10 protein-coding genes are annotated in these 13,442 nt (G+C 35.0%); 3 read left to right on the plus strand and 7 right to left on the minus strand.

What is annotated here, in order from left to right; all coding sequences use genetic code 11:
* Positions 1-202: 202 nt before the first annotated feature.
* From rlmF to trmD, 7 genes are all read right to left on the minus strand, one after another.
* Positions 203-1,150 (minus strand): 23S rRNA (adenine(1618)-N(6))-methyltransferase RlmF, encoded by a 948-nt coding sequence (gene rlmF, locus HJ01_RS08825; RefSeq protein WP_007138026.1) that lies wholly within the window; start codon positions 1,148-1,150, stop codon positions 203-205.
* Positions 1,151-1,262: 112 nt separating this feature from the next.
* A complete protein-coding gene (locus HJ01_RS08830; RefSeq protein WP_007138027.1) occupies positions 1,263-1,925 on the minus strand; it encodes a thiamine diphosphokinase in 663 nt (220 codons plus the stop codon).
* 126 nt (positions 1,926-2,051) lie between these two features.
* Positions 2,052-2,873: a DUF4249 domain-containing protein gene (locus tag HJ01_RS08835; RefSeq protein ID WP_007138028.1), complete on the minus strand. Its 822-nt coding sequence runs from the start codon at positions 2,871-2,873 to the stop codon at positions 2,052-2,054.
* A gap of 4 nt (positions 2,874-2,877) precedes the next feature.
* Positions 2,878-5,259 (minus strand): TonB-dependent receptor, encoded by a 2,382-nt coding sequence (locus tag HJ01_RS08840; protein ID WP_007138029.1) that lies wholly within the window; start codon positions 5,257-5,259, stop codon positions 2,878-2,880.
* A 133-nt stretch (positions 5,260-5,392) separates the two neighbouring features.
* Positions 5,393-7,615 (minus strand): NADP-dependent isocitrate dehydrogenase, encoded by a 2,223-nt coding sequence (locus HJ01_RS08845; RefSeq protein ID WP_007138030.1) that lies wholly within the window; start codon positions 7,613-7,615, stop codon positions 5,393-5,395.
* Between the two features lie 271 nt (positions 7,616-7,886).
* Positions 7,887-8,237: a 50S ribosomal protein L19 gene (rplS, locus tag HJ01_RS08850; protein WP_007138031.1), complete on the minus strand. Its 351-nt coding sequence runs from the start codon at positions 8,235-8,237 to the stop codon at positions 7,887-7,889.
* A 172-nt stretch (positions 8,238-8,409) separates the two neighbouring features.
* The gene (gene trmD, locus HJ01_RS08855) at positions 8,410-9,087 is read right to left on the minus strand and encodes a tRNA (guanosine(37)-N1)-methyltransferase TrmD (protein ID WP_007138032.1); all 678 of its coding nucleotides are present in this window, start codon (positions 9,085-9,087) and stop codon (positions 8,410-8,412) included.
* Positions 9,088-9,267: 180 nt separating this feature from the next.
* Here trmD and HJ01_RS08860 point away from each other — a divergent pair, with 180 nt between their 5' ends.
* The 3 genes from HJ01_RS08860 to HJ01_RS08870 all read left to right on the plus strand — a co-directional run bounded on the left by HJ01_RS08860 (position 9,268) and on the right by HJ01_RS08870 (position 13,438).
* On the plus strand, positions 9,268-11,391 hold the full coding sequence (locus tag HJ01_RS08860) for a M3 family metallopeptidase (RefSeq protein WP_007138033.1): 2,124 nt from the start codon (positions 9,268-9,270) through the stop codon (positions 11,389-11,391).
* Positions 11,392-11,661: 270 nt separating this feature from the next.
* Positions 11,662-12,657, plus strand: a complete 996-nt coding sequence (locus HJ01_RS08865; RefSeq protein WP_007138035.1) for an alpha/beta fold hydrolase — start codon at positions 11,662-11,664, stop codon at positions 12,655-12,657.
* 112 nt (positions 12,658-12,769) lie between these two features.
* Entirely contained in the window at positions 12,770-13,438 is a 669-nt protein-coding gene (locus HJ01_RS08870; RefSeq protein ID WP_007138036.1) for a peroxiredoxin-like family protein, read from the plus strand.
* Positions 13,439-13,442: the final 4 nt, after the last annotated feature.

The raw sequence follows: 13,442 nt of genomic DNA on the forward strand, positions 1-13,442 counted from the left end.
GCTAGCGCTCGTAAATTACGAGTAACAAGTATCTTTTTTCTTATAATAATTAATCAAAGGTTAACGCGGCTGTTTTCTGAGCAAAAAAAAAGTCTAATTTGAAAATACATAGCATCAATTTTTGATACTATTTATTTTCAAATTAGACTAATTCTGAAGTTCATAGAAGGCATATCTGAAAGAAAGCTAACTTTAGTTCAATCTATTCAAATTTCCATTCTTTTTGTTGAGATTCACTCAAGAATGTCCATGCAATTATGCGGCTGATTTTTTGGCCTTGAGCCATATTAATTGTTTTTATTTCAACAACATTTACTTTATTTAATGTTTTGTAGATGCTTGAAAGATGCGATTGTTTAGAAACTAGAGTTGTAAACCATAAACACTGCATCGGGTATTTAGCACTTTCATAAATCATTTGTGTAATAAAACCGAGTTCTCCGCCTTCGCACCATAGTTCGGCATTTTGGCCACCAAAATTCAGTACAAGCTTTGTAGTCTTTGTGTTTTCTAAATTATTTATTTTTCGCACTGTACTTTTTGTAGCTTCTTCTTGTGAGGAATGAAAAGGAGGGTTGCAAATGGTGAAGGCAAATTTATCTTCGGGTGTAATTATATTTTTAAAAATAAAACGCGATTCGGTTTGTTGCTGCAAACTGATGCTATCAATCAATTTAGGATTGGCTTCAATTATTTTCCCACAATTTTCAATTGCTTTTTCATCGATATCCGTTCCTACAAAACCCCATCCATAGGAGGCGTTCCCTATTATTGGATAAATGCAATTTGCTCCTACACCAATATCTAATCCTTGTACCGTTTCTCCTATAGGAATTACCCCATTATTAGTTGTTGCCAATAGGTCAGCAATGTAATGAATGTAGTCCGCTCGCCCGGGAATGGGAGGACATAGGTAGTTTGCAGGAATATCCCAATTCTTAATATCGTAATAGGTGATCAGTAAAGCATTGTTTAAAGTCTTCACTGCTTCAGGGTTGCTAAAATCTACTGTTTCGATATTGTGTTCGTTAATCGAAACAAAAGGTTTTAGTTTAGGGCAGTTTTTAATTAAAAGCGTAAAATCGTATCGGAATCTATGTTGATTTCTTGGGTGTAAATTAGTTTTTTCTGTATTCGTTTTAGGAGTCATTTTGTGTGTTTCAGGGCAAAAATTGTGATTTCTTCTATGTAAGAATCTGTAGCAAGTTATGTAAAAATTAACCGCTCTGATAATTTTTTGTTGTTTTTTAGGTTATTAAAGACTAATCAATACATTCCATCATCAGTAAGTCTCCCTGATCGTGTTCTATTATTACGATTCCGTCATTGATTACATGATTGCTACTTCCGGTACGGTATCCAATAGTTAAAGTGTCATTTTTCAAAGGATAAAATAAGTTTTCGGACTGAATTCCAGTTACATGACCTATAGGGATTAATGAAATAGGTGTGTTGGCGGTATACCATTTTTCAAATTTTTTAGGTAATAAAAATACCTTTGAATGATCATCTAGTATAACAATTTTTAATTTTTCCCTATATCTTACAATGTTAGTTAGATTTGTAATCGTGTGGTCCGTACGTTTTCCGGTAGCCCAAACCACATTTACAGCTGGAATGTTTCTTTGGTGTAAATAATCAAACGCCTTTTCCAAATCAGTTTTGCTTTGGTCTGGAGTGTGAACTATTTCAATTGGATATTGTTTTTCTTTGTAGTAATTGGCATCAAAATTACGGTCAAAATCACCTAAGAGGACATCTACTTTTATATCTAGTTGCATAACCCTTTCCATAGCGGAGTCCAAGACTATCACTAAAGGGGACCATTCCAGCAGTTGCCCTAACAGTTCAGGATTACAGGAGGCGCCATTTGCAATTATTAATGCGGGTTCTTGGTCATCGCGAACAATATGGTGTGAGGACATGTTGAGAAGTGGGGTTAGGATATAGTGTTAATTCAATTATATTTTTTGCAAAGATAGAAAATAGTTTTCAATACAAATTTTGGTTTCGTAACTTCAATAAAAACCTATAATTAAGAACAACTGAATTTATTTAATTATATATTTTGCACTATCGGCTTCGCTTATCGAGAAATATCCCAGAGGATAGTTGTCAGGATTTGTAGTGTTAATTATGTTTCCTCTAACGGTTGCGGGTGGTGATTGAAATGGCCCGCCACCAGAACTTCCTGCAATGCTTATCAGCACATTCATATAATTGTAATAAGATTTAGAAATGCCATAATGAGTGACAGTAATTTCATCGCTGGTTTTTAAATCGTCACTTTGTGAAATGCTGAAAAATTTATTTCCTTGAAAAAAAGTGTCCTCATCTGCATAATAATTTTGTTTCACTTGGTTCGAATAATGATAATTGTATAAATAGTAATTGGTTTCATTTACAGGATCTGTAAAATAGGTTTTAATTTCGATGTCTTTTCCTGTAAAACCGCCCTCGTTATTCTGAATAATTTCACTAATTGGAGCTACTGATTTTAAAGTCTCAACTGCAGTATAGGTGTCGCCTGCATTAATAATTGTCAAAGTGTAGGATTCGTTAATGACAGCAATAAAATTAGAGCAAGTGTATACGCCAGTATTTGCAATTTCTGTAAAAAGGAACGTGGTATTTGAACTGTTTTTGATAGAAACTATCGCTCCTGAAACTTTTGGTATTATATCGCTATAGTAATTTGTGGTAGTAGTTAATTTTATTTTTTGTTCCTTTCCCGTTGTTCCTTTATACCAATTTATAGATGCTTCTATAACCAGTTTTGGTGAGTCAGTTTGTAGATCTATATTAACTACGTCCTCACAACCGTTCACAACAAAAACGACTATTAGTATTAAAAGTATATTTATTTTTTTCATCTGCTTAGAATTTGAAGTTATAACTGACCGCCGGAACGATACCGAAAATAGATATTTTTACCGCTTCGTTATTACCGGTATCCGTATTTTCTCTGAAATTTATAGATGCTGCGTTTTTGCGGTTATACAAATTGTAAATGCTAAAAACCCATTCGCCTTTCCAGTTTCTATCTCTGTTTTTACGTGGGGTCAATGTTGCAGCAATGTCAAGATGGTGATAGGTGGGTAAGCGATTCTCATTTCTCAATCCGTAACTTGGAACGGTAACTCCCAGGTATTCATATTGCCCTTTTGGATAGGTTACTGGTTGCCCAGTCTGCAATGAGAAATTGGCTCCAAAAGACCATTTTTCGTTTAAATTATAAGAACTGGTAATGGCAATATTATGTAATTTGTCATAAACAGAATTGTACCATCGACCATTGTTGATTCCTGATTCCAGGGCCGTTCTACCCGGAGTTTGTTGCTCGGATTTCGAAAGGGTATAGGATATCCACCCATTTAATTTACCTTCATTTTTTCTAAACATTAGTTCTAATCCATAGGATCTTAATTGGCCGTTTAGAACTATTTGTTCTATTGCTTTATTGGCAATTAAATCAGCGCCATCGATGTAATCTAACCTGTTTTGTACTTCTTTGTAATATGTCTCTACTTCTATAGAATACATTTGATTATTGAAGTTTTTGAAATACCCTAAAGCAACTTGGTCGGCAATTTGTGGTTTGATGTAGGTGTCGCTTGGCGTCCAAACATCTAGCGGGGTAGGCGATGAGGTGTTTGAGATTAACTGTAGATACTGCACCATTCTGTTATAGCTCGCTTTTACGGATTGATCGTCATTGATTTTATAGGCAATAGAAAAACGAGGCTCCAGATTGTTGTAGCTTTTAATCGTTTTGTTTTTGTCATAGAATTGAGTGCTTATTGGAGTAGCTTTTTCGTATATCTGTAAATCAGTATTGAAGGTGATAGGGTTATTGTTGGCATATTTATTTACCGTAGATTGTCCTAATCGATAAAATAGGCTGTAACGCAAACCATAGGATAAAGAGATTTTTTTTGAAATATCTTGCTCAGCGCTCAAGTATAAAGCAGGTTCAAATGCATATTTTTTATCTATTTGATCAAAATTAATTCCAGAATCGGCATCAGAAGGTCGGATTGTTCCGGGGTTAAAGTCATAATAGATGGCGTTGACACCATAATTTAATTTGAAGGTATCAGAGATGTAATTCTTGAAGTCGTATTTGATGTTGTAATTTTTAATGCCAGAATCCCATTTGAAACCAACAAAATCAAGATCTAGACCATAATAATAGTCACTGTAAATCAGAGATAAATTAGAAAACAATTTGTCTGAAAACAGGTGGTTCCAGCGTAAGTTTAAAGTTGAGTTTCCGTAAATATTAGTGAAGCTCTTATTAAGACTAAAAACATCTCTTCCAAAATATCCTGATAAATATAGGTTGTTACTAGGGTTCAGTTTGTAACTCAGCTTTGTATTTAAATCATAAAAATAAGCGGAGTTGTCTTTTTGATCTTTGGAAAGCTTTAAAAATAAATGGGCGTAGGAGCTTCTTCCACCAATAAGGAATGAGCCTTTATTTTTTACTATTGGCCCTTCGACCAAAATTCTACTGGAGATTAGTCCGATTCCACCATTTACGTGAAAACCTTTGCTGCTGCCGTCTTTTTGGTAAATATCCAAAACAGAAGAGGCTCTTCCTCCAAAACGTGCTGGAATTCCTCCTTTGTATAACTTTAAATCTTTTATAGCATCAGGGTTGAAAACGGAGAAAAAACCGAATACATGGGAGGAACTGAATATGGTTGCCTCATCTAGTAAAATTAAATTTTGGTCAGCACCGCCACCACGAACGTTGAATCCAGATGCTCCTTCACCAGCATTAGTAACTCCGGGCAATAATAAAAGTGATTTTATGATATCTACTTCCCCTAGAACTACCGGCATTCTCTTGATGGAGCTAATCGATAGTTTATTGATGCTCATTTCAGGGGAACGGATATTGCTGCTGGAATTTTGCCCAGTAATAATCACTTCTTCTAATACTTCACTGCTATCAAGTAAGCTAAAGTTAGTTTTTGTGTTTTCTGATAATGTTACGTTTTTACTAATGGTTTGAAAGCCAATGTAGCTAATTTGGACGGTGTAATCTCCTTTAGGAAGTGTGATGGAATAAAAACCATACTCGTTGGTGAGTGCAGCCGATTTTACTTCAGGGATATATACATTTACTCCAATGAGTGTTTCGTTATTTCTGCTGTCGGTAATTATCCCGCTTAGAGTATATTTATCTTGCGAAAAAGAAGAAATAGTAATTAAAAGAAGGGTAAAGAGGAAGCGATATTTTTTTGAAAGCATTTCTTAAATTTTGAATTACAAATTTGGTAAAAAGATAAGTAATTTGCTACTAAACAATGGTTAAAGTAGTATAAATAAATAAAGGCAACTGTTTCCAGTTGCCTTTATTAGTATAGTAAGTAGTAAAATTGAATTAAGCAATTTTAGTTAATATAGCGTTTAATGTTCCGCTAGGACGCATTGCTTTGCTAGTTAATTCTGGATTTGGTTGGTAATAACCACCAATGTCTTGTGGTTTTCCTTGCGCACCTATTAATTCCTCATTAATTTTCGCTTCGTTTTGCTCCAATTCCTTGGCTATAGGAGTAAAGATAGCTTGTAATTCGCTGTCTTTAGTTTGAGCCGCTAATGCTTCAGCCCAATACATGGCAAGGTAAAAATGTGAACCACGGTTATCAATTTGACCAATTCTGCGAGCAGGTGATTTGTCGTTTTTAAGGAAAGAATCATTAGCTTCGTCTAAAGTTTCAGATAAAACGATTGCTTTTGCATTGTTTAATGATTGTCCTAAATGTTCTAAAGAAGCTCCAAGTGCTAAGAATTCACCAAGTGAATCCCAGCGTAAGTATCCTTCTTTTGTAAATTGCTCTACGTGTTTAGGAGCTGATCCACCTGCGCCTGTTTCAAACAATCCACCACCATTCATTAATGGAACGATAGATAACATTTTTGCAGAGGTTCCAACTTCAAGTATTGGAAACAAATCAGTTAAGTAGTCGCGTAATACATTCCCTGTTACAGAAATAGTGTCTAATCCTTGTTTGATTCTTTCTAATGTGAAATTAGTAGCTTCTATTGGGTTTAAAATACGAATGTCAAGTCCAGTTGTATCGTAATCTTTTAAATAAGTTTTTACTTTTTCAATCAATTCTCTGTCGTGTGCTCTGTTTTCATCTAACCAGAAAACGGCAGGTGTGCTAGACAAACGAGCTCTATTTACAGCTAGTTTAACCCAGTCCTGAATAGGAGCGTCTTTAGCTTGGCACATTCTGAAAATGTCTTTTGCTTCAACAGCTTGTTCCATTAATACAGTTCCCTTAGTGTCAACAACACGTACAACACCATTTCCAGTGATTTGGAATGTTTTGTCGTGAGAACCATATTCTTCTGCTTTTTGTGCCATCAAACCTACGTTTGGAACACTTCCCATTGTTGTTGGGTCAAAAGCACCATTTTTCTTGCAGAAATCAATTGTTGCAGTATAGATACCTGCATAAGCTCTGTCAGGAATAATTGCGAGTGTGTCTTGTTGTTTTCCTTCTTTATTGTACATCTGTCCTGAAGTACGAATCATTGCAGGCATTGATGCATCAACAATTACATCAGATGGTACGTGAAGATTGGTGATTCCTTTGTCAGAATTAACCATTGCCAAAGCAGGTCCATTATCAATTGCTTGATTAATGGCTGCTTCTACTTCTGCTTGTTCTGGTCGACCAGCAATTTTTGCATAAACATCACCCAATCCATTTCTAGTGTCAACATTTAATTCTTTAAACAAAGAAGCATATTTTTTGAATACATCAGCAAAGTAGACTTCAACGATAGCTCCAAAAATAATTGGATCTGATATTTTCATCATTGTCGCTTTCAAATGTACAGAAAGCAGTACGTTTTGTTTTTTAGCTTCTGCAATTGCTTTAACCACAAAGCTTTTTAAAGCATTTAGGTTCATTACTGAAGAGTCAATTATTTCACCCGCTTTCAATGGAGTACTTTCTTTTAAAACTGTTGTCGTTCCATCTTCTGCTACGAATTCAATTTTCACATCCGTTGGCTCTGGAACAGTAATTGATTTTTCAGTTCCGTAAAAGTCACTATTTTCCATCGTAGCTACTTCTGTTTTTGAGTCAGCAGACCAAGCACCCATAGAGTGTGGATGTGCTTTTGCAAAGTTTTTAACCGCTTTTGGAGCTCTACGGTCTGAGTTTCCTTCACGTAAAACAGGGTTTACGGCAGAACCAAGAATTTTAGCATATTTTGCTTTTATTTCCTTTTCAGCAGCGTCTTTTGCTTCTTCAGGGAAATTAGGAATTGCATATCCGTGTGCTTGTAATTCGGCAATAGCTTCTTTTAATTGAGGAACTGATGCAGATATATTTGGTAACTTTATTATGTTAGCTTCTGGAGAATTTGCGAGTAGTCCAAGTTCAGATAAAGAATCTTTCACTTTTTGGTCTTCATTTAAAAACTCGGGGAAATTTGCTAGTATTCTTGCCGCTAGTGAAATGTCTTCGGTTTCAATTTCAATTCCTGCAGTTGCAGTAAATGCTTTAACAATAGGTAAGAAAGAATAAGTTGCTAACAAAGGCGCCTCATCAGTCAATGTGTAAACAATCTTGGATTTTTGTGTCATTTTTATGGTTTTATAATCGTATTCCTAAAAAAAGGATCTGAAATGTATGTAATGCTTAAAATTAAGCCATGCAAATATAATGAAATCAGACCGTAATTTGATTCTGTACCTTGTAGAATTGGTTAAATTATAGGATTGTTAACTTGTTAACCATGAATTTGTTGTTTTGTTAACAGAATGACTTCAAATTCAGAAATCTTGAATTTTTTTAGAAAAAAGCAAAAAAAAAGTCCCGACAATGTCGAGACTTTTATGATAAAGAGATATTTGACTATCTTCTTTTGTCTTTAATTTTTGCTTTTTTACCAGTAAGTTCTCTGAAGTAGAAAATTCTAGCTCTACGAACTGCACCTTTTTTGTTGATTTCAACTTTTTGTAAAGCTGGTAAGTTTACAGGGAAGATACGCTCAACTCCTACAGAACCTGACATTTTACGAATTGTAAAAGTTTCTGTGTTACCAGAACCTCTTCTTTGGATAACAACTCCTTTGAAAAACTGTGTTCTAGTTTTTTCACCCTCTTTAATTTCGTAGTATACAGTGATAGTATCACCAGCTCCGAATGCAGGGAATTCTTTTCTAGGTACTAATTCGTCTTGAACGAATTTCATTAAATCTGCCATGATAATTTTAATTATGGTTTTTTATCAAATCAACATTCACGGATCTCGCCAGAGGTTGGTCTAAAGTGACCGCAAAAGTAGAAAAAAATGTTTAAAGTTTAAAATTTATTTTGTTTAAAGTTCAAACGTTCAGTATTTTCAACTTTAAACCTGAAACTTTAAACTAATTTTATTATTCTTCCAGTAAATCAGGGCGACGATTCTTAGTGTGTTCATAAGCTGAGTCTTCACGCCATTTGTCAATTTTGGCAAAGTTTCCGCTGGTTAAAACATCAGGGACTTTCCATCCTTTATAATCCGCAGGTCTTGTATATATTGGTCCTGACAATAATCCATCTTGAAAACTATCAGTCAAAGCTGATGTTTCGTCACTCAAAACTCCTGGAATCAATCGGATTAAAGCGTCTGATAATACTAAAGCTCCCAATTCACCACCAGACAATACATAATCCCCAATAGAGATTTCCTTAGTAATGAAATGATCGCGAACGCGCTGATCGACTCCTTTATAATGACCACAAAGAATAATAATATTCTCATACATCGACATGGTGTTGGCCATTTTCTGGTTCAAAGTTTCTCCGTCCGGAGACATATAGATGATTTCGTCGTATGTTCGTTCGCTTTTTAAATGTGTGATACAGGCATCAATAGGTTGCACTGTCATCACCATACCAGCTCCGCCACCGTATTGATAATCGTCTACACTTTTTTGTTTGTTCGTGGTATAATCCCGCAAATTATGAAAATGAATCTCCACTAATCCTTTGTCAATGGCACGTTTCATAATCGAGGCCTCAAACGGACTCCTTAATAATTCAGGTAAAACGGTAACGATATCAATGCGCATATTTTTTTTTCTATGTTTTCAAGGCACAAAGATACAAAGTTTTTTAGGAGTTATTTGGCTTCATTTAGTCATTGATAGAAGCTTTAAGCTGAATGTTTTTTGGATTAAAAGAATTAACAGCAGTGTACTTTTTGTAGTTCTTTTTTTATTTACTTTTATCAAAAAAATAATAAACATCTTATGAAAATTTTTTCAAAAATAATTTTATCAAGTAGTGTGCTTGTTATGGTTGCATCCTTGCAGACGCTTCAGGCTCAAAATAAATCGGTTAAAATGACAAATCCGTTATTACAAAAAAGTACGTTGCAGTATCAAGCACCGCGTTTTAATTTAATAAAAGACGAGAATTTCAAGCCCGCCTTTGAATATGGTTTAGGGGTTCACGATAAAGAAATAATGGCAATAACTGATAATCCAGCTAAACCCACTTTTGAGAATACTGTTCTCGCTCTAGAAACCTCGGGAGTTGACTTAGTAAGGGCAACGGGTGTTTTTTATAATTTAACAGGTTCTAATACTAACCCCACTTTACAAGGTTTACAAGCAGAGTATGCACCTGTTTTTTCAGCTCATCGGGATAAAATGTATTTGAACAGTAAATTGTACAAGCGTTTCAAAGCCTTAGATCTGAATACTCTAAAAGGTGAGGATAAGAAATTGACTGAATATTATTTGCAAGAATTTGAATTGGCAGGTGCCAATTTATCCGATGCTGATAAGGAAAAAATGAAGAAAATCAATGAGGACTTAGCCAGTTTAGGAACTCTTTTTGGTAACAAATTACTTATTGCACGTAAAAATGGTGCTGTTTTATTTGATAATGCTTCTGATTTAGACGGTTTAAGTGCTAACGATCTTGCCGCTGCGAAAGCCAAAGCTACTGAAGCGGGTCACGAAGGACAATACTTAATAGGATTACTGAACACGACACAACAACCCTTATTGCAAAGCTTGACCAATAGAGCAACTAGAGAAAAAATATTCAAATCTTCTTGGACACGTGCCGAAAAGAATGATGAGGGAGATACACGTGAAGTATTAGAGAAAATGGCCAAATTGCGTTTGCAGAAAGCCAATTTAATGGGCAAGAAGAATTTTGCTGAGTGGAAAATACAAGATCAAATGGCTCAAACGCCAGAGAGAGCCATGAGCCTATTGGCAAAAATTGCTACTCCTGCAGTTGCTAAAGCAAAAGTAGAAGCAAAAGAAATTCAAGATTTAATTGACGGTCAAAATGGGGGATTTAAATTAGAGCCTTGGGATTGGAATTTTTATTCAGAGCAAGTACGTAAGGCGAAATACGATTTGGACGAAAGTCAAGTAAGACCTTATTTTGAACTAACAACTGTTTTAGAAAAAGGAGTGTTTTTTGCCGCTAAAAAAATGTACGGAATCACTTTTAAAGAGCGCAAAGATTTGCCAGTATATCACCCAGATGTTGTGGCGTATGAAGTTTTTGATAATGATGGAAAATCAATGGCTATCTATTATTTAGATTTTTATACCAGAGACAATAAAAATGGTGGCGCTTGGATGAGCAATTTTGTAGAGCAATCACATTATCTAAAACAAAAACCAGTAATCGTAAACGTTTATAACTTTGCTAAGCCAGTAAACGGAAATCCGTCTTTGATTAGCTTTGATGATGTAACAACGATGTTTCATGAATTCGGTCATACATTACACGGTTTATTTGCAAATCAAAATTATACCAGTCTTTCTGGAACGGCAGTGCCACGTGACTTTGTGGAATTTCCTTCTCAAATCAATGAGCATGCTGCTTTAGATCCTTTGGTTTTAAAAAATTATGCTATTCATTATAAGACTAAAGAGGTAATTCCTCAAGAATTAATTGATAAGATTAAAAAAGCAGAAACCTTCAATAAAGGATATGATGTAACTGAACTTTTGGCTGCATCAACATTAGACATGACATGGCATACTGTGGAGAATGAAGCAGATTTCAAGCCAGCTTTAGTTTTTGAAAAAGAAGCGCTAGAAAAATACGGGCTTTTGGTAAATGAAGTTCCGACAAGATACCACACGCCTTATTTTGCTCATATTTGGAGTGGCGGATATTCTGCGGGTTATTATGCTTATACTTGGTCAAAAACCTTAGATTACAATGCCTTTGACTGGATGAAAGCTAACGGTGGCTTGACTAGAGAAAACAGTGAGCGTTTTAGAAAATACATTTTATCGGTAGGGAATAGTGTAGACTTAAACAAAGCCTTCAAGGAATTTATAGGGCACGACATGGAAATCGAGCCTTATTTAAGAAACGCAGGACTTTCAGATAAATAGTTTTATCGCAATCAAAAACCAAATGGCATTCGTAATGGATGCCATTTTTTTTTATGTCTATTTGAAGCATTTTCCAGCTGTTCACTATATCTATTCTGCCGTCCCGAAGTTTCGGGACTGGCACAATAGGATGCCGTTTCCATCTGGGCTAGAGTTTAGTTCTTGATCTCATTTTGTTGCCAAATTGTAAAGTTTTCCTAATAGTTTTTCAATAGAAATCTTTCTACCTAAATTTGCATTTCGTAAATAAAATCTTAAAAAGCGTTAAAAATGAAATTCAAATATTTATTCCTACTCTTTTTTATAACACTAGCTTCTTTTGCACAGCAAGAGCAACTAAAATGGCTGGACATCAACTTAAGCAATTATGAATATCCATATCCCGTACAATTCATCACGTTAAAAATACAGCAGCAAGAACTCCAAATGGAGTATATGGATGTGAAACCAGACAATTATAACGGAAAAAACATTGTGCTACTTCACGGAAAAAATTTCAACGGAGCGTACTGGAAAACAACAATTGAATCCCTGACAAAAAAGGGATTTCGTGTTATCGTACCTGACCAAATAGGTTTTGGCAAATCATCAAAACCGGATCATTTTCAATATTCATTTCAACAACTGGCACAGAACACAAAACAAATTTTAGATACATTAGGCATTGATAAAACAGCAGTTCTAGGACATTCTATGGGCGGAATGATAGCGACTCGGTTTGCATTAATGTATCCTGAAGTTACAGAAAAATTAATTCTTGAAAATCCAATAGGCTTAGAAGATTGGAAAATTAAGGTGCCGTATCAAAATGTGGATTGGTGGTACAAAAATGAATTAAAACAGAGCTACGAAAAGATTAAAAATTACCAATTAGATAGTTATTATGACGGAAAATGGAAGCCAGAGTATGACCAGTGGGTAAATCTTTTGGCGGGATGGACCTTAAATTCTGATTTCAAAAAAACAGCTTGGAACTCAGCTTTGACTTATGATATGATATTTACTCAACCTGTAGTTTATGAGTTCCAAAATATAAAAGCACCTACGCTTTTAATTATTGGTACTAGAGATAGAACAGCTTTAGGTAAACCATTAGTTACTGAAGAAGTTAGAAAAACGATGGGTTTATATGCAGTTTTAGGAAAAGAAACACAAAAGAGAATACCCAATTCAAAATTAGTCGAAATCCCAAATATTGGACACATGCCTCATATTGAAAGTTTTGACAAGTTCATTCAGCCACTAGCTGATTTCCTTGAAAAATAATCAAGTCGGGTTTGCCGCTTTTCGCAGGAAAAATAGCCAACAGATAATGACAAATTGATAAACAATAACGAAGGGAATAAAAGTACATTTGTCCCTATTTAAATAATAGATTATGAGCACAGAGAACACAAATACAGGTTTACAAGAGACTTTAGATAACGCGAAACATACTTGGGAAGCAAAAGCTCCTGAGCATACAAAAGAAATATATGCAGAAGGAATCGCTGATGTAACACGTCAAAAGGTGGTTGCCAATGCGAAAAAAAATGATGATAAAGCGCCTGGTTTTTCTCTAACAAATGCTATTGGTAAAGAAGTGCAATTGAGTGATTATCTTAAAAGAGGACCAGTAGTTTTGACTTGGTACCGTGGTGGCTGGTGTCCTTATTGTAACATGACGTTGCATTATTTGCAAGAGCAATTGGCAAACATTCATTTAAAAGGAGCTAATTTATTGGCGTTAACACCTGAATTACCAGACAAATCAATGTCTACTACTGAAAAACACCAATTAAAATTTGAAGTTTTGAGTGACGTTGGAAACAAAGTAGCTAAGGAATATGGAATCGTTTTTAAATTGACTGACGCTGTTGCTGACTCATACCAAAAAGGATTTGACTTACATGGTTTCAACGGTGATGAGTCTAATGAGTTGCCGCTAGCAGCTACTTATGTAATTGATCAAGATGGTACAATTGTGTATACATTTTTAGACGCTGAATATAGAAATAGAGCAGAAGCTAAAGATATCTTAGCCGCACTTGATTCTTTAAAGAAATAACTAG

The sequence above is a fragment of the Flavobacterium frigoris PS1 genome (assembly GCF_000252125.1).
GTDB lineage: Bacteria > Bacteroidota > Bacteroidia > Flavobacteriales > Flavobacteriaceae > Flavobacterium > Flavobacterium frigoris_A.

Bases quoted from the DNA above. Each gene is read 5' to 3' on its own strand.
- rplS (WP_007138031.1), bottom strand. From the start codon at position 8,237: ATGGCAGATTTAATGAAATTCGTTCAAGACGAATTAGTACCTAGAAAA.
- HJ01_RS08845 (WP_007138030.1), bottom strand. From the start codon at position 7,615: ATGACACAAAAATCCAAGATTGTTTACACATTGACTGATGAGGCGCCT.
- HJ01_RS08835 (WP_007138028.1), bottom strand. From the start codon at position 2,873: ATGAAAAAAATAAATATACTTTTAATACTAATAGTCGTTTTTGTTGTG.
- HJ01_RS08840 (WP_007138029.1), bottom strand. From the start codon at position 5,259: ATGCTTTCAAAAAAATATCGCTTCCTCTTTACCCTTCTTTTAATTACT.
- HJ01_RS08870 (WP_007138036.1), top strand. From the start codon at position 12,770: ATGAGCACAGAGAACACAAATACAGGTTTACAAGAGACTTTAGATAAC.
- HJ01_RS08865 (WP_007138035.1), top strand. From the start codon at position 11,662: ATGAAATTCAAATATTTATTCCTACTCTTTTTTATAACACTAGCTTCT.
- trmD (WP_007138032.1), bottom strand. From the start codon at position 9,087: ATGCGCATTGATATCGTTACCGTTTTACCTGAATTATTAAGGAGTCCG.
- HJ01_RS08830 (WP_007138027.1), bottom strand. From the start codon at position 1,925: ATGTCCTCACACCATATTGTTCGCGATGACCAAGAACCCGCATTAATA.
- HJ01_RS08860 (WP_007138033.1), top strand. From the start codon at position 9,268: ATGAAAATTTTTTCAAAAATAATTTTATCAAGTAGTGTGCTTGTTATG.
- rlmF (WP_007138026.1), bottom strand. From the start codon at position 1,150: ATGACTCCTAAAACGAATACAGAAAAAACTAATTTACACCCAAGAAAT.